This is a genomic window from Psychrobacillus sp. FSL H8-0487 (assembly GCF_038008385.1).
Taxonomy (GTDB): Bacteria; Bacillota; Bacilli; order Bacillales_A; family Planococcaceae; genus Psychrobacillus; species Psychrobacillus psychrotolerans.
The window spans coordinates 107,276-123,691 of the sequence record NZ_JBBOZA010000001.1; the positions used below are offsets into that span (position 1 = coordinate 107,276).

General features: G+C 36.5%; 17 protein-coding genes. 9 read left to right on the forward strand and 8 right to left on the reverse strand.

All coding sequences use genetic code 11. The features are described from left to right. Positions 1-12 precede the first annotated feature (12 nt). Positions 13-585 (reverse strand): GNAT family N-acetyltransferase, encoded by a 573-nt coding sequence (locus tag MHI47_RS00550; RefSeq protein ID WP_340761102.1) that lies wholly within the window; start codon positions 583-585, stop codon positions 13-15. 154 nt (positions 586-739) lie between these two features. On the opposite strand from MHI47_RS00550, the gene MHI47_RS00555 reads away from it, so the two are divergent. From MHI47_RS00555 to MHI47_RS00585, 7 genes are all read left to right on the forward strand, one after another. Beyond that, positions 740-937 (forward strand): PLD nuclease N-terminal domain-containing protein, encoded by a 198-nt coding sequence (locus MHI47_RS00555; RefSeq protein WP_093536688.1) that lies wholly within the window; start codon positions 740-742, stop codon positions 935-937. Further along, positions 934-1,839, forward strand: coding sequence for an ABC transporter ATP-binding protein (locus MHI47_RS00560; protein ID WP_093536686.1), 906 nt, complete (start codon positions 934-936; stop codon positions 1,837-1,839). Before MHI47_RS00555 ends, MHI47_RS00560 begins: the two co-directional genes overlap by 4 nt. Continuing rightward, the gene (locus MHI47_RS00565) at positions 1,832-2,614 is read left to right on the forward strand and encodes an ABC transporter permease (protein WP_093536684.1); all 783 of its coding nucleotides are present in this window, start codon (positions 1,832-1,834) and stop codon (positions 2,612-2,614) included. The genes MHI47_RS00560 and MHI47_RS00565 overlap by 8 nt, the downstream gene beginning before the upstream one ends. A gap of 17 nt (positions 2,615-2,631) precedes the next feature. Further along, a complete protein-coding gene (locus MHI47_RS00570) occupies positions 2,632-3,336 on the forward strand; it encodes a CBS domain-containing protein (RefSeq protein ID WP_093536682.1) in 705 nt (234 codons plus the stop codon). A gap of 88 nt (positions 3,337-3,424) precedes the next feature. Beyond that, entirely contained in the window at positions 3,425-3,700 is a 276-nt protein-coding gene (locus MHI47_RS00575) for a hypothetical protein (RefSeq protein ID WP_245762664.1), read from the forward strand. A 246-nt stretch (positions 3,701-3,946) separates the two neighbouring features. Next, positions 3,947-4,573: an NAD(P)-dependent oxidoreductase gene (locus MHI47_RS00580; protein ID WP_093536680.1), complete on the forward strand. Its 627-nt coding sequence runs from the start codon at positions 3,947-3,949 to the stop codon at positions 4,571-4,573. A 10-nt stretch (positions 4,574-4,583) separates the two neighbouring features. Continuing rightward, entirely contained in the window at positions 4,584-5,381 is a 798-nt protein-coding gene (locus MHI47_RS00585; RefSeq protein ID WP_340761106.1) for a metallophosphoesterase, read from the forward strand. A 45-nt stretch (positions 5,382-5,426) separates the two neighbouring features. On the opposite strand, the gene MHI47_RS00590 is transcribed toward MHI47_RS00585, so the two are convergent. From MHI47_RS00590 to putP, 7 genes are all read right to left on the reverse strand, one after another. Then, positions 5,427-5,618 carry a CsbD family protein gene (locus MHI47_RS00590; RefSeq protein ID WP_093536676.1) on the reverse strand — a complete coding sequence of 64 codons (192 nt, stop codon included), beginning with the start codon at positions 5,616-5,618 and terminating at the stop codon, positions 5,427-5,429. 63 nt (positions 5,619-5,681) lie between these two features. After that, positions 5,682-6,419 (reverse strand): hypothetical protein, encoded by a 738-nt coding sequence (locus MHI47_RS00595; RefSeq protein WP_340829014.1) that lies wholly within the window; start codon positions 6,417-6,419, stop codon positions 5,682-5,684. 2 nt (positions 6,420-6,421) lie between these two features. Continuing rightward, entirely contained in the window at positions 6,422-6,949 is a 528-nt protein-coding gene (locus tag MHI47_RS00600; protein ID WP_340829015.1) for an RNA polymerase sigma factor, read from the reverse strand. A 105-nt stretch (positions 6,950-7,054) separates the two neighbouring features. Then, the gene (locus MHI47_RS00605) at positions 7,055-7,654 is read right to left on the reverse strand and encodes a response regulator transcription factor (RefSeq protein ID WP_093536674.1); all 600 of its coding nucleotides are present in this window, start codon (positions 7,652-7,654) and stop codon (positions 7,055-7,057) included. 2 nt (positions 7,655-7,656) lie between these two features. Next, positions 7,657-8,787, reverse strand: a complete 1,131-nt coding sequence (locus MHI47_RS00610; protein WP_340829016.1) for an ATP-binding protein — start codon at positions 8,785-8,787, stop codon at positions 7,657-7,659. 89 nt (positions 8,788-8,876) lie between these two features. Then, positions 8,877-9,929: a fatty acid desaturase gene (locus MHI47_RS00615; RefSeq protein ID WP_093536670.1), complete on the reverse strand. Its 1,053-nt coding sequence runs from the start codon at positions 9,927-9,929 to the stop codon at positions 8,877-8,879. Between the two features lie 307 nt (positions 9,930-10,236). After that, complete coding sequence (gene putP / locus MHI47_RS00620; protein ID WP_093536668.1) at positions 10,237-11,727, reverse strand: sodium/proline symporter PutP; 1,491 nt, start codon at positions 11,725-11,727, stop codon at positions 10,237-10,239. 133 nt (positions 11,728-11,860) lie between these two features. On the opposite strand from putP, the gene MHI47_RS00625 reads away from it, so the two are divergent. Together MHI47_RS00625 and MHI47_RS00630 are read left to right on the forward strand one after the other, a co-directional pair. Beyond that, positions 11,861-13,024: an exonuclease SbcCD subunit D gene (locus tag MHI47_RS00625; protein ID WP_340761110.1), complete on the forward strand. Its 1,164-nt coding sequence runs from the start codon at positions 11,861-11,863 to the stop codon at positions 13,022-13,024. Continuing rightward, positions 13,021-16,101, forward strand: a complete 3,081-nt coding sequence (locus MHI47_RS00630) for an SMC family ATPase (RefSeq protein WP_340829017.1) — start codon at positions 13,021-13,023, stop codon at positions 16,099-16,101. Before MHI47_RS00625 ends, MHI47_RS00630 begins: the two co-directional genes overlap by 4 nt. Positions 16,102-16,416 lie beyond the last annotated feature (315 nt).

Here is a 16,416-nt window from a genome sequence, read left to right on the forward strand (position 1 = left end):
AAAAATTCTCCTTTAATTTGCAACTACTGTTTTCACCATATGATGAAAAGGCTCACCAATAATTGTCCAAGGACATAGGGTAACAAATCCTAGACGATTATACAAGCGAATTGCTGCATCTTTCTCCATCTCCACATTCAAGGCTAGCTTACCGCCACCTGAACTTTTAACTAAATGTTCAGCATAACTCAATAATTTCGTGCCTATGCCATGACCACGGTAGGCTGGATTAACTACAACCGTGTCTATATACCATTCTCCCGGGGCAGTTTCCGGATCTATAGTGACAGCAGCACCTTTTTTGTTAGAAAGATAAGCTTCTAAATTTGCATCAAGGCTAATTGCCTGTTCCGAATTATAAAATACCAGTACACCCGCGACATGACCATTCAGTTCTGCAATATACGTATTTAAATAAGAATGTCGATTATCAGTCCGTGTAAATAGGTGGATAAATTCTTTGGTAATGGCTACTTCTTCTGTTTCACCAGTCATCTGCATAGAGATGTCTCCAATAGCCTCCATGATAAGAGGAATAGCCTGAGCTGCGTCTTCTTTGTAAGCTTTTCTGATTAATATTTCCATTTAATGTTCACCTTCCAACTCGTAATTATACCATAAGTTGTCTAAATAGACTTGTTGACTACTTAGGATTATAAATAATAGGAAAATTAAAAAAATAAATGAAACCTTCCTGTTCTATATATAGTAGAATAGAAAGAGAAAAGGAGGAATAGCAATGGACTTGAATTCAATACCTTGGAACCTCATCTTACCTGTTCTAGTAATTCAATTATTATTAGTAGTGGTCGCATTAATCGATCTAGTACGTGTCAAGAGCACCAATGGACCAAAGTGGATGTGGGCACTTATCATTGTTTTTATTAATATTATTGGTCCTGTTGTGTATTTTATATTGGGGAGGCGAAATGATTGAAAACATTTCTACATGTACAGGCACTAACAAAGGAATATGGCAAAGAAAAAGCGGTAAATCAAGTTACTTTTTCGTTATATAAAAATACTGCAACGGCTTTGATTGGTCCTAATGGTGCTGGGAAAACAACCACTCTGTCTATACTAGCGGGGTTATTAAAACAGACTAGCGGATCGGTAGTTATTGATGGAGACATACAAGGAGATATTAGAAGTGAAATTGGCTTCTTGCCTCAGTATCCTCAGTTCTATTCGTGGTTAACAGCACTTGAATTTATCGAGATGGTAGCGAAGTTAAGTGGAATAGATGGGAAAATGATTAAATCTCAGTCAGTTAGAACATTAGATTTTGTTGGTCTAGCAGATGCTAAAAACAAGAAAGTAGGAACATTTTCTGGGGGCATGAAGCAACGACTTGGGTTAGCGCAAGCAATCGTTCACAAACCTGGTTTGCTTTTGCTAGATGAACCTGTATCTGCATTAGATCCGATGGGTAGACGTGAAGTTTTGAATTTACTGAAAGAACTACAAGAACATACGACTATTTTATATTCAACTCATATTTTAAATGACGCCGAAGAAATGACCGACCAGTTATTGTTCTTAAGAAAAGGGGAATTAGTTGAGCAAGGATCCTTAAAGGAAGTGCGAGACAAATACGCAAATCCCCAGTATAGAATCTTATTTGCTGATACGGAAGAAGCAGCAAAATTTGTCGAAATTAGCCCATGGCCTGCTAGACAGGAAAATGAGGTTGCCTTTGTCCATCTGGAAGATAAGAAGCCGATAATGAATGAAGTATTACAGGTACTTGCTAATAGCAATTTACGCTTATCGAAGGTTGAGCGAGCATCGGCTAGTTTAGAAGAAATCTTTTTGCAGGTGGTGAATAAACATGAGTAACTTCTCAATACTATTTCAAAAAGAGTGGCGTGAAAATGTACGGAATTTCAAAATTTTATGGATACCGCTTGTATTTATCCTGTTTGGTATTTCTGAACCTTTGACTTATTATTATTTGCCACAAATTTTAAATACGGTAGGAAATATGCCAAGTGATATGGTGTTTCAGCTTCCCGAGTACACCCCAGAACAAATTGTTATGTCAACTGTAGGGCAATATCAGTTTATCGGAATGTTAATCATAGCATTTGGGTTTGCCGGTATCATTGCTAGGGAGCGCAAAAACGGAACAGCAACTATGTTATATGTAAGACCAATTTCTTATAACGCATACGTGTTTAGTAAGTTAGCTATTATGGGCATCTTAATAGTAGGAAGCGCATGTATAGGTCTGTTGGCAAATCTCTATTACACGTATATTTTATATGGAGCAGTAGAGACGGCAGCATTTATTGGGTTCTTAGGAACATACAGTATTTGGTTGTTGTTTGCCATTAGTATTGTTATTTGTAGCAGTGCAGCTTTTTCTACAGGAGTTGCTTCTGTTACATCGATTTTCTTTCTCATAATTGTACCGTTAGTAGATGGTCTCTTAGGTACTTACTGGACTATTTCACCATGGAAGTTACCAATGTATGCGGGACAAATATTAAGTAGCAGTATAGACAATACACCTTATATTTGGAGTTTGATTGTAACATTGGTGATAATTGTACTATTAATCGTCGGAGCAGCTTTTATAACAAAAAGAAATGTATCAAAGGCAAAAATATAATAATGAGGTGATTTAAGATGGTGGCTCGTAACTCTGATAAATTTATTGTATCCTACAACCGAATAGACCAATTGATGAAAGATCTTCTTGGTACGAATGAACATATGGCATTTTTTAGATTAATTGATTTTGCTAAAAAGAAAAATGCCATTATCAGACGGTATGAGGCAGATTTACGAGAATTTGGTGATTTAAGAAATGCCATTATACACCATCGTACCTCATTGGAATACGCTATTGCTGAACCTCATGATGACGTTGTAAAAAAAATGGAGGAAATTGAAGGGGCATTAGCTAAGCCAATTACAGTAGCTCAAATGTTCCAGACAAATGTGACGATCTTTCAAGAGACCGATTCACTTAGCTATGCCCTAAAAGTAATCAAAGATAAAAAGTACAATCAATTCCCAGTATATAAGGGAAATACTTTTAAAGGTTTAATCACCCCTGTAGGCATAACTAAGTGGATGGCAAGTAAAGTGGATTCAGATTCCTTCTCAAGAAAGAGAACAATGTTATCAGAAATACTGGCACATGAAAGCAATAGAGATAATCACCGATTTATACAATCGAAAGCATCTGTTTTTGAGGCAGTAGATATATTTAAATCTTCTGTTACACGTGGGAGGCGCTTAGAAGCACTGCTCATAACAGAAGATGGAAAAGCAAGCAATAAATTGATCGGGATTATTACTCCAATGAGTCTACTGAAAATAGAATAATTCTTAAAAAAGTAGTCTTTTTCTAGGGCTATGTCATAATAATAAAGTAGGCACTAAAGTATGTGAAAGTCGAAAAAGGGGGGATTTGGTGGATTCTTTAGAGAAAGTGCAAGAACAGCGATATGATAATTTTGAAAAGACTAGTAATGAGATGACAGTTGGGGATTGGTTAATTACCATGCTTATACTCATTATTCCAATTGTTAATATTGTTATGCTGTTCATTTGGGGTTTTGGAAATCCAGACCCAAGACGTAACTACGCACGAGCTTCACTAATCTGGATGGCAATCTGTATTGTATTAATGCTTATTTTTTATGGAGTAGTATTTGCATTTATTTTTTCTTCTTTTAATAGTTATTGAGTATTTCCTGGGAAATAGCATAGTTCGACACGACCGAGTATTCCTTTGTAAAAGAAGGAATACTCTTTTTGATGTTATAATAAAGAAAAGCGAAAGCGCCTATGGAAGCCCTGACTAGCACTGGAAGGATTTCATATAAAGGCGTTCTTTGCCTTTATATACTGAAGAAGTAACTTGAGAAGTTTAGTACTAGACGGAAACTAACTAAAAACATAAGATTAGTTCTTTTTAAGGGAGATGAAATAGATGAAAGTAGCACTCTTTGGAGCCACTGGACGTGTGGGACATGCTATTCTAACGTTATTATTAGAACAGGGTATAGAAGTTACTGCAATGGTAAGAAACCCTGAAAAGATGCAACCTCATGCTAAATTATCCGTCCTACAAGGCGACGCAAAAAATAGTGCAGATATTGTAAAAGCTACGCTAGGAGTAAATGCAATTATAAGTGCACTTGGAACCGACAAAACAAGTGTATTAACAGAGTTCACCTCACACATAGTTCCCATTATGCACCAACAGCAGCTAAAGCGGATTATTACAATTGGTACTGCGGGAATATTGAATAGTAGAGCAGAACCGGGATTGCTCCGTTATCAATCATCTGAATCTAAGCGTAAATCGATAACGGCTGCCCAAGAACACCATAAAGTTTTCAATATATTAAAAGATACTGCACTCGACTGGACAATTGTTTGTCCAACCTATTTACCGACTGGAGCTTCTACAGATGATTACATTGTAATGAGAGATTACCTGCCAGAGGGTGCTGTGCAAACTACCACTGGAGATACTGCCTTATTCACTGTAAAAGAGCTAATGAAAAATGAACATTTGGGTTACAGAGTAGGTATAAAGAGTCCACGATACTAGGAGAAAATAAATGAAGAAACTGTTAATGTTAATCGTAGTGGTTATTACTTTATTGTACATAAGTAATAGTAGGATTCAAACTACCGAAATTATTGTAGAATCAGATAAAGTTCCTATGAGTTATGATGGAGTGAAAATCCTGCAGATTTCTGACTTACATGATGCAACCTTTGGAGAAAATCAGGAGAACTTAGTGGAAAAGATAAAGAAAACAAAAGCAGAACTTATTTTTATCACAGGAGATCTAGTTGATAGTAACCGATATAATTTGGACCAAAGTTTAGAATTAGTAAGGCAGATTATAGATTTTGCTCCCATTTATTACGTAACGGGAAACCACGAAATCGCTACCAATGACACCGAGAACATAAAGAATTCCTTAACTGAACTTGGCGTAAATGTACTGTCTAATGAAGAACAAATAATAGAACATAAAGGGGAAGACATTCGAATTATTGGTATCGAAGATCCTCTAAATGGAGTTTTAGTGAGCGAGGCTTTAAGTCAATTTGCGGATAATGATTTATTTACTCTCGTACTTTCCCATCGACCTGAGACTTTTCAAGATTATGTAGAGAACAAAATGGATGTTGTTTTTACTGGACATGCACATGGTGGGCAGTTTCGACTTCCAGGACTTGGGGGACTAGTGGCACCAGGACAAGGCTTTTTCCCAACATACACTGCTGGAATGTATACCGAGAACAGTACGCATATGATTGTGAGTAGGGGATTGGGTAATAGTGCAATTCCGTTTAGAATATTCAATTCACCTGAGATCGTCGTTGTGACATTAAAAAGTATCTAAAAAGAAAAGACCGCTGAATAATTTACTTAGCCAGCGGTCTTGCTTTTATAAGTGTTTATCTTTACGGTCGAAGCGGTCTTTTAGTTCTCCTACTTCTTGTTGAACTTCACCTTTTAACTTATCCACTTTACCTTCTGCTTGTAATTTATGATCGTTGGTTGCATTTCCAACTTGGTCTTTTGCTTCACCTTTTGTTTTGTTTACGGCACCTTTAACTTTGTCAGATAATCCACTCATGTAAATTCCTCCTTCAGTTTTTATACTCTACTATTTAAATACCCTGGTGGAGAAGTTTTAAACTTACTCTACTATCTTAAACTCTTGCAGCATAGCATAAAATCTTGTGCCATGGCCTTCCGCTCCTTCTAAAAAATATTTCTCTGTAATGACAAAGCTTCCACCTTTTAAATTATCTACAACGTATACATTTGTTACAGGACTATTCCATTCTGATCCGCTAATACCGTGTAATTTAAAACCTTCTACTGGATCAGACACAGATTCTGTTTCTGTCACCTTTGTATATTCCGAAGCAAGGTCTGTTTCTAGGGTCATGACCATTTCTTGAGGAGTGATATCTGTATACTGTTTAATTTCCATTGAGACTTCGGGATACCTTTTTTCTAGTGGCTCTTTGGTTGTTATAATATCAGACGTTTCACCTGGTACAAGTTTATAGCGGTCTTCATCTATATAGATAATATAGTTGGAATCCTTCCCTTCTTGTAGATTTACATTAGTTTCTTCGTCGTTTCCTTCAATACTTTGTATAATCTCTTTTTCCGGAACGAACATATCATTTATTTGTTTAATAAAGGCATTACCTGACTCCGTTTGTGTGCTAAATAGAATCATTACTCCAGCTGCCGCAGCAATAGCGATTGGAATTATTTTGGATTTCTTTTTCTTCTCTTTTTTGCTTTTTGTTTGGAAGAGTTCTTGGTCTATTTGGCTCCAAATATCATCTTTTAATGCAGAAGGAGTATCTTTCGTATGGTCTAAAATTTCTTTCTTAACTCGTTCATCTAATTGGTCCATTTTTAACTTCCCTCCATTTCCAGCAATTCTAATTGAGTCTTTAACAAGTTTCTTCCGTTAAAAAGCCTCGATTTCACAGTGTTCTGATTCAAATCGAGGATAGTAGCAATTTCTTTCTCAGAAAATCCTTTTATATATTTGAGTAAAATAGGAATGCGATATATGTCAGTCATATTTTGAATCATGCTATACAAGTCGGACAAATTTTCTTTTGAATGCTCCCTCAGCTGTTCCTTATTTTCCATTGTAGAAGTGTCGATTGGAGTATTTTTCTTTTCTTTTGATAAAATACGATAACATTCATTAACTAAAATACGATAAAACCATGCATCGAACGGAAGAGTGGAGTTGTAGGAAGATATATTGCGATAAACTCTTATAAAAGCTTCTTGCACAGCATCCTTTGCGTGTTCGTCATTTCTTGTTATTGCTTTTGCTGTTCTAATCGCATAGTTTTCATACATATCGTAAAACTGTTTAAAAGCATCAAGGCTACCGTTTCTAATGTCTTCTAAGATGTCATCATTCATGTACGCTTTTTCACTCCCTTCACTATATATACCCTGCGAGTTCTCAAAAAGTTTAGTCCATAACAAAAAAAGCTTAAAGCAGAGTGCTTTAAGCTTTTACGATTACTATTTAAACCATCCTTTTTCTTTAAATCTAGAAATGGCCTCGATTCGATTTCCAACGTCTAGTTTATCTAAAATAACGGAGATATAATTGCGGACCGTGCCCGTTGTGATAAATAGTTCGCCGGCAATTTCTTTTGTGTTTTTTCCATTTGCGATTAACTCGAGAACCTGACTTTCACGTTCTGTAAGAGGATTTTCTTCTTCGTAAGCCATATCCACAAGCTCAGGAGCGTATATTCGACGACCATCCATAATTACACGAATAGAATTTGCTAGCTCTTCACTTGGACTATCCTTTAATAGGTACCCATTTACGCCTGCTTTGCGTGCACGCTCAAAATATCCAGCCCTTGCAAAGGTGGTCAAAATGATTACCTTACAATCATTTTCTTTTAGTTCTTCTGCGGCATCCAGTCCAGTTTTAATAGGCATCTCAATATCCATAATACAAACATCTGGTTGCAATTGTTCAATCAGTTTTAATACTTCTTCACCATTATTGGCCTTACCTACAACTTCCATATCCTCTTCCAAATCGAGTAGTGAACCAAGAGCTCCTAGCACCATTCGTTGATCTTCTGCAATGACAATTCGTATCATGTCTATTCCTCCTGACTGGGTTGCTGTATAACATTGGGTACCCGTATATTCAGTGTAGTTCCATTTTTCGAATGAATATCTAAGGTTCCATTTACAAATTCAAGTCTTTCTTTCATGCCACGTAGGCCATGCCCCTTAGACCAATTTACCTTCTCTCCCATACCTTGGCCGTTATCATACACTTTTAGTAGAGTTTCTTTCGCTGATTGTTTGATAGAAATAGAGCAAGTAGATGCTCTACTATGTTTCACTACATTATTTACTGCTTCTTTTAAACACATACTAAGTACATTTTCTACAAGCAATGGAGTATTTACTAATTTAGGTGTACCAGTTACCGTACACTCTATCTGTGCAGCTTTTAGTATTTGGTTGATCCGGAAAAGTTCATCTTCAAGTTTAGTTCCGCGCATATTTGTAACCAATTCTCGAACCTCTTTTAAGACAGAACGCGCGGTTTGGTTGATATCCAATATTTCTATTTTAGCGGCTTGTGGATTTTTTTCGATCAATCGACCCGCTAAATCACTTTTAAGTCCGATCAGCGAGAGCTTTTGTCCAAGCGTATCATGCAAATCTCTCGCGATTCTTTCTCTTTCTTCAATAATAATATACTGGGAAATCTTTATTTGTGCTTCTTCTAGTTGGTCCTCTAATGCTTCTCGTTGGTTTCGAGTATATGTATTGAAGGGCAACAAAATAACACCTATCAAACAAATGATAAGAAACGGCATATGGGATAGAAATAACTCAGTTTGGGTAAAAAATCCGATAATAACGGCCACAATTGTAGCAACTAGATGAATACTATAAATAACAAAGAAGCTAAATCTTCTCTTTATATTCCCGATTAAAAAGGACAAGAAAATAGAGAAGTATATATAACCGTATAGGTAGGTCATCCAAACACTGATGGAAATTTGTAGTGCAACGGAGAGATATAGTAACCAACCTTTAGTAGAAAAGGATGAACGATAGGCAATGAAAAATAGTAAGGTTAGTGCTAAACCAATAACAATCTCTAAAGGAGTTGTAGATCTAAATATAAAAAAGAATGGAAAAATGCAAAAAACAATCCAAGCATAAATACTTAGCCAAGGATATTTGGGGAATATTTGATACCATTTGGACATGTATTTCACCTTCTTACCTATGTATAGTTATATTCATTATAATGCAAAAACCATTCCTAGGTAATTCTGGGAATGGTTTTTGCAGAATTTTACTTACTTTCAAATGTTGAGTTTTTTGAGTTCAACTTCGTATTTTGCTTAGTATTATTTAATAAATGTTTTATCTCTTTAAAGTTAACAAAACTTTTATTGTCCTCATCGAATAGTCGGAAGTGGATAGACTCCAAACTCTTACGCAAGTTAATCGTAGTAGCTTGGTGTAAAGGTGGTGTAGAGTCATGCGCTTTTTCTAAGTTATAGTTAGGAACACGTGGACTTAGATGATGCACATGATGGAATCCGATATTTCCAGTTACCCATTGTAAAACACGTGGCAACTTGTAATAAGAGCTTCCTTCTATAGCTGCTTTTACATAATCCCATTCTGACTCATCTTCAAAATAAGAATCTTCAAATTGATGCTGAACATAAAATAACCAAATTCCTAATGAACCAGCTACGAAAAGTATTGTTCCTTGGATAATCGCAAATGCTTGCCATCCAATTAACCAAATCATTAACGCATAAATAGCAACTACAGATATATTGATTAAATACGTATTGTTGCGTTCTTTTCCGCGGGCACCTTTACGGTTTATACGATTGCTTACTAAGAAAAGTAGCGCTGGTCCTAAACCGAACATTACGATCGGGTTTCTATATAAACGATAGGAAAGTCTTTTCATTGGTGTTGCTTCTATATATTCATCAACGGTCATCATCCAAATATCGCCGACACCGCGTTTGTCTAGGTTTCCACTAGTAGCATGATGGATATTATGTTCGCGTTTCCATTTTTCATAGGCAAAAAGCGTAATGATTCCGGTGATTGTTCCAGTAATATCATTGGCTTTTTTATTTTTAAAGAAAGAACCATGTGTACAATCATGAAAGATGATGAATACTCGAACGACAAACCCTGCTGCGATAACAGACAAAGCAACGGTTAGCCAAACGGACACATCTAAACTTATATAAGCTAAAAACCATAAGATGAAAAATGGTGGGATAGTGTTGATTAGTTGAATAATACTCTTATTTAACTCTGAGTTTTCAAAGGGTTTTACGTTTTTACGTAATGCGAGTGTTTTTTCTCTGCTCATTTTATTCCTCCTAGTAAGAACTATTACCTTAATAATAAGGAAAATCACAAATTAGTAGTAGGCATAAACGTCAAGTCATAAGTATGACAAGTGTCATATAGGACATATAGGTTATACCAACATAAAAGAGTGAATAGTCCTTTATAATAAAAGCAAAAGCAGCACCTCCATGAAGAGATGCTGCTTGCATAATCATATAATTATCCTTACCCAGTTATTAAATAACCTTTGAATAACAAAACGTATTCATAGAAATACTTTGTGTAAGAAATTTTTACAAATCCGTGTTATTACTGGATTTTTAATGTTATTTTTCTTTACTTTCCTTCAACAAACGTAATGTTTCATCGAATTCTTTTTCGATTTCAGCATTCGGTTTGTATGTCATTAAGCTGACTACAACTGCCACGATTAATGCAAGAACAAAACCAGGGACGATTTCATATAGTGCTCCTGAAAGTGTATCATTTGTACCCCAGAATACTACAACGACAGCCCCGACAATCATACTTGCTAATGCACCAGTGGAAGTAATTTTTCTCCAGTAAAGTGTTAGCAAGATAACCGGACCAAATGCTGCACCAAAGCCTGCCCATGCAAATGCAACAAGACCTAAGATTGTTTCATTTTGTTCCCAAGCAAGGATTGCAGCAGCTACGGAAACTACTAATACAGCGATACGACCATAGTTTACATATGTTCTGTCGGATGCATCTGTTTTAATAATGGCTTTGTATAAATCCTCTATTAAAGCTGAAGAAGTAACGATTAATTGAGATGAGATTGTACTCATAATAGCTGCTAAAACTGCTGCTAATACTAAACCAGCGATAAACGGATGGAAAACAACTTGTCCTAGTACGATGAATACTGCCTCAGGACTTGAAAGTGAAACATCCGGATTTTGTTGGAAATATGCAACACCAACAAGTGCTGTAGTAATTGCGCCTAGAAGACTTAGAATCATCCAACCAATACCAATTCTGCGAGCTTGTTTAGTTTCTTTAACAGAACTAATAGCCATAAAGCGAACGATAATATGTGGCTGTCCAAAGTAACCAAGGCCCCAAGCTATAGAGGAAATGATACCTGCAGCTGTTGTTCCAGCGATAAGACTTAAGTGCGTAGGATTCACAGCTTTAATAGACTCCACTGTTTCACCAATTCCACCAGTCATAAATACACCAAAGATTGGTACACATATTAAAGCAAGGAACATAAGTAATCCTTGAAGGAAATCTGTATAACTAACAGCAAGGAACCCTCCAAATAATGTATAAGCTACAACTACTGCTGATACGACTAAAAGTCCTGTATGATAGTCTAAACCGAATGAGCTTTCAAAGAAAACTCCTCCTGCTACCATTCCAGAGGATACATAGAACGTGAAAAATAGTAAAATGATTAAACCGGATGCAACACGTAATAATCGAGATGATTGCTTTAAACGGCTTTCTAAATAACTAGGAATTGTAATAGAATTGCTTGATACTTCTGTGTATACACGAAGTCTCGGTGCTACGTATAGCCAGTTTAAATATGCACCAATTGTAAGACCGATGGCAATCCAAGCTTCACCCATTCCTGATAAATAAATTGCGCCTGGTAAACCCATAAGTAACCAACCAGACATATCTGCAGCCCCAGCACTAAGTGCGGTAACAGCGGGACCTAGTGAGCGTCCGCCGAGCATATAATCCGTTAAATTGGTAGTTTTTCTATAAGAGTACCACCCAATTGCGAGCATTGCGATCATATAAATTATAATGGCCGCGAGTTGATAAGTTTCTGCTGACATGATAAATCCTCCTCCCTTTTTTCATCATAACATGGAGGTAAACGAGGTGCATCAAAAATTTTTCAATATCCATAATTTCCTATTACTTTAGAATTATCAAATAAACGAATAATAATAGAAGGAGTGAATTAAATTGAAATTTTTTCACACAGCAGACTGGCATCTGGGTAAATTGGTTCAAGGGATATATATGACAGAGGATCAACGATTTGTATTAGAACAATTTCTCCAAGCAATTGATATAGAAAAGCCAGATGCAGTAATTATTGCAGGAGACTTGTACGATCGAGCAGTACCACCAACGGAAGCGGTACACTTATTGGATGAATTGTTTGCAGAGATTGTGTTGAAACGCAATACCCCATTATTAACTATTGCAGGAAACCATGATAGCCCTAGTCGACTAAACTTTGGTAGCCAGCTTATGAAAGAAACGGGTTTACATATTGTGGGACAATTAAGTCGGAACATGAAATCTATAGTTTTAAACGATACTTATGGAGAGGTGCATTTCCACCTTGTGCCATACGCGGATCCTTCCCAAGTCCGATATCTAATGGAAGATGAGACAATAATTACACATAACCAAGCTATGAAAAAAATAATAGAATTAATAGAAGAGAAGATGGACAAAACAAAAAGGCATGTATTTGTAGGACATGCCTTTGTTACCCCACATGGTCAAGAACAGGAAAATACAAGTGATTCCGAACGTCCTTTAGCTATAGGTGGAGCAGAATATGTAAATGCAAGTCTATTCCAACCGTTTCATTACACGGCTCTAGGGCATTTACATCAAGCCCACTATGTTTTAAACGAAACAATCCGCTATTCAGGTTCACCACTAAAATATTCTATTTCGGAGGAGCACCATAAAAAGGGCTTTTTCATCGTGGAGATGGATGCAGAAGGTAAAACGACTGTAGAAAAAAGATTACTTGCACCAACTCGAGATATGAGAACGGTTGAGGGTTTTTTGCAGGATATATTAATGCAACCTGTTAGTGAAGATTATGTGTTCGTGAAATTACTAGATGATACGCCAGTTTTATCTCCGATGGAACAAATCCGGACCGTTTATCCTAATGCCATGCACGTCGAAAGAAAAGCGTTTCAATTAATTGGTTTGTCAGAAGAACCAGAAGTTGGACGGACGAAAAAGGATGAATATACACTGTTCCGTTCGTTTTACTCCGAAGTTAGTGGTAAAGAAGCATCGGTAGAGACCGGGGAAATATTTAAAGAAGTATTAACTGTATTAGCACGAGAAGAACGGGAAGGGGGAAAATCCAATTGAAACCGATTCAACTGAAAATGAGTGCGTTTGGTCCTTATAAATTCACAGAAACAATTGACTTTACTGAACTAAAAGGAAATAGGCTATTTGTTATTTCCGGAGCAACAGGAGCAGGGAAAACAACTATATTTGATGGGATTTGTTTTGCGCTTTACGGTTCAGGAAGCGGGGAGGATCGTCGCGATACGAAAACGATGCGTAGTGATTTCGCAACAGATGATACACATACTTCTGTTGAGTTAGTCTTCGAGATACATAATAGACGTTACCGCATATTGCGACAATTAGGTCACGTGAAAAAAGGCAATAAAGGTGCAACGGGTGAACGATATGAATTTTTTGAGATACAAGCTGCTGAAGAAGTACCTGTTGTCGAACGACAGATTGTATCGGAGATCAACAAAAAGGTAGAAGAAATCATTGGGTTGACTTTAGATCAGTTCAGTCAAATTGTCATGCTCCCACAGGGAGAGTTTCGAAAGCTATTGACCTCTACTACAGAAAACAAAGAAGCTATTTTACGAAAGATTTTTAAAACAGAGCCCTACAAAATGATTCATGAAAAACTCAAAGAGAAAAAGATAATTGCAGAGGCAGAACTTAGAAAAGAACAATTGACACAGGATAATTTTACAGAAAAAATTATTGCTTCCTTTCCACTACGTGAATCTAACCTTTTTACATTAATAAATGAAGCTAATTTTAACACCTTTCAATTAGTAGAGGCATTAAAAGAAGAGACTAGCTTTTACAAAGAGAAAATTATACAAGACGAACGTAAATATGAAGAAGCATATGAGCTTCATATGAACAAACAGAAGGTCTATCATGAAACCAAAGCTATCAATGATCGCTTTATCGAGTTGGAAGTAAAGGAACAACAACTTAAGGCCTTAAAAGAGCGTGAAAATGAGTTCTTAGAAAAGCAGCAACAGTTAGATTCTGCGGAGCGTGCAAGTATTATAGAGCCAATTGAAGCTTATTTCAATGAGCTTGAGCTAGAGGTTAGAGGAAAGCGGACTTTATTGGAGAAAGCGCAGAAAGAAAATATGATTGCAGAGGATAATTTGAAACAAACAGAAATTATCTTTACAACCGAATCGAATAATAAAGAAGCACGCGAAAAAAGTGTGGAAATGGTTATCTACTTAAACAGTCTATTACCTATATTTGAAGAGTTGGAGATTAAGAGGAAAGAGTTGTTATTACTTGAAAAAGGTAGTTTAGAGGCTGAACAAAAGCTTTCGACAATAGCTGCTAATCTCCAAAAACATAAGAACTTGTTAAAAGAACAGAAGTTAGAAATAGAGAAGTTAGAAGAACTACTAGAACCTTTAGACAGTAAGGTACAACAGCTTACTTTGCTCCAAGCGCAGCATAACAAACTGCAAGAATATAAAGTCGTTGACCAGGAACTGCATATACTGATCTCAGCGGAAGCCAAGCAACAGGACAAATTTGAACAATGCAAAGAAACGTATGAGGATATTGAACAACAGTGGTTAGGGAATCAGGCAAGTTTAATTGCATCTAAACTAGTAGAGGGCGAGCCATGTCCAGTATGCGGTAGCAAAGAGCATTCCACATTGCATATTGATATAGGTGAAAGTTTTGTTGATGAAGGTGAGCTTCGAATGGCGAAGGCTGCGTTAAATAAGGAAGAATCGACTTTATTGACCTTTAAAGCGAAAAAAGAAACAGCAGAAGCTCAAATACAAAAAGTGCTCGTTCAGTTGAAGGAACATGAAGTAGAGGCAGAATTGGTCGAGCAAGTAGAAACCAATCTGCTCGATTTGCAAAGAGAGGTACAGCAACTTCGCTTAAAAAAAGAACTGCTATTTTCTTTAAAACAACCTTATAAAGAGTCCATAGCCAAAGTTGAAAATCTAGAACAGAGTAACTTAGTGATGGAAGCATTTTACAGAGAGCAGTCAAGCCAAGTGAAGCAAGCAAGAGCGGTATATGAGTCGAAGCTTTCCACAATACCTGGTCATATACCGACTTTACAAAATCTACAAACAGAAATTACTTTTGCAACAAAGCAAAAAGAACAATTAGCCCTTGCATGGGAAAATGTACAAAATAGGATGCAGTCAACCCATGATGCGTGTACCACAGCCCGCTTAGCACTAGAGCACACCTCTAAATCATTACAAGAAGCGGAAGTAAAACGCGAAAAAGCTTTAACCCAATTTAGAGAATCCTTGAGCAAAGCAACGTTTGAAACTTTAGGAGAGTATTTGGCTGCTAAACTAACCGAAACAGAGCGCTCAACCCTAAAATATCAATGTGAAGAATATAAGCAAAGGCTCCATACATTTACGGAGCAAGTAAGAGAAAGAAAAGGACAACTGGAAAACAAAACAAAAGTTGAACTAAAGCCTCTCGAGGATGAATTGAATCAGTTAAAAGAAATGTACGAGCAGGCTTTAACGATATGTAATAGTACAAAAGAGTACGTAAAGGCAGGAAAAGAAATAGAAGATAAGATTGCTTCTACTAGTGAGAGAATTACTCTATTAGAGGAACAAGTACATCGAATTATGGATCTCTATGACATATTGAGGGGGCATAACCAAAAGAAAATATCATTTGAGCGTTATGTACAAATAGAATACTTGGAGCAAATTGTTCAGGCAGCGAACGAACGATTAAAGCATATGTCGAATGGTCAGTTCCAATTGCTGCGAAGTGATAGACAGGAAACACATGGGAAACAAAGTGGACTCGGGTTGGATGTATATGATGCCTATACAGGTCAGAAACGAGACGTAAAAACATTGTCAGGTGGCGAAAAGTTTAATGCTTCATTATGTCTAGCACTTGGAATGGCCGACGTTATTCAAAGCTTCCAAGGCAATATTCGTATCGAGACCATGTTTATCGATGAAGGATTCGGATCTCTTGATGAGGAGTCTCTCAACAAAGCAATCGATACATTAGTTGATCTGCAAAAATCTGGACGTATGATTGGCGTTATCTCCCATGTAGCAGAGCTAAAAGCAGCGATCCCAGCCATTTTAGAAGTGGAGAAACAAAAGGCAGGTTATAGCAGTACAAAATTTGTTATTAAATAGACCAATTTCATAATAGATTATTTAGTGAAATCCGGATATGATTTGAGGTTTACACGGACCCTGACAGTTTATAATGAATTAATTAGCAGCAACTAATAAATGAGTAGAAATTGATTAATTATAAATAGAACGGAATAAAATTGTGTTATTTTGGATAGAAGATAATAGTAGTCTAGCTCAATAAAAAGTACCTTTCATTAGTTGTCTAAGAGATGTAGGCAGGCGACTGACTGACAAACAACATAAGAATAACAAAAAAAGTGATATTGGTTATGACGGTCGTCACAACCAATATCACTAAAATTCAAACGATAA

Coding starts and splice junctions, on each gene's coding strand:
- MHI47_RS00590 (WP_093536676.1), bottom strand. CDS start 5,618: ATGAGTGGATTATCTGACAAAGTTAAAGGTGCCGTAAACAAAACAAAA.
- MHI47_RS00565 (WP_093536684.1), top strand. CDS start 1,832: ATGAGTAACTTCTCAATACTATTTCAAAAAGAGTGGCGTGAAAATGTA.
- MHI47_RS00580 (WP_093536680.1), top strand. CDS start 3,947: ATGAAAGTAGCACTCTTTGGAGCCACTGGACGTGTGGGACATGCTATT.
- MHI47_RS00600 (WP_340829015.1), bottom strand. CDS start 6,949: ATGAATGATGACATCTTAGAAGACATTAGAAACGGTAGCCTTGATGCT.
- MHI47_RS00605 (WP_093536674.1), bottom strand. CDS start 7,654: ATGATACGAATTGTCATTGCAGAAGATCAACGAATGGTGCTAGGAGCT.
- MHI47_RS00550 (WP_340761102.1), bottom strand. CDS start 585: ATGGAAATATTAATCAGAAAAGCTTACAAAGAAGACGCAGCTCAGGCT.
- MHI47_RS00555 (WP_093536688.1), top strand. CDS start 740: ATGGACTTGAATTCAATACCTTGGAACCTCATCTTACCTGTTCTAGTA.
- MHI47_RS00570 (WP_093536682.1), top strand. CDS start 2,632: ATGGTGGCTCGTAACTCTGATAAATTTATTGTATCCTACAACCGAATA.
- MHI47_RS00610 (WP_340829016.1), bottom strand. CDS start 8,787: ATGTCCAAATGGTATCAAATATTCCCCAAATATCCTTGGCTAAGTATT.
- MHI47_RS00615 (WP_093536670.1), bottom strand. CDS start 9,929: ATGAGCAGAGAAAAAACACTCGCATTACGTAAAAACGTAAAACCCTTT.
- putP (WP_093536668.1), bottom strand. CDS start 11,727: ATGTCAGCAGAAACTTATCAACTCGCGGCCATTATAATTTATATGATC.
- MHI47_RS00595 (WP_340829014.1), bottom strand. CDS start 6,419: ATGGACCAATTAGATGAACGAGTTAAGAAAGAAATTTTAGACCATACG.
- MHI47_RS00585 (WP_340761106.1), top strand. CDS start 4,584: ATGAAGAAACTGTTAATGTTAATCGTAGTGGTTATTACTTTATTGTAC.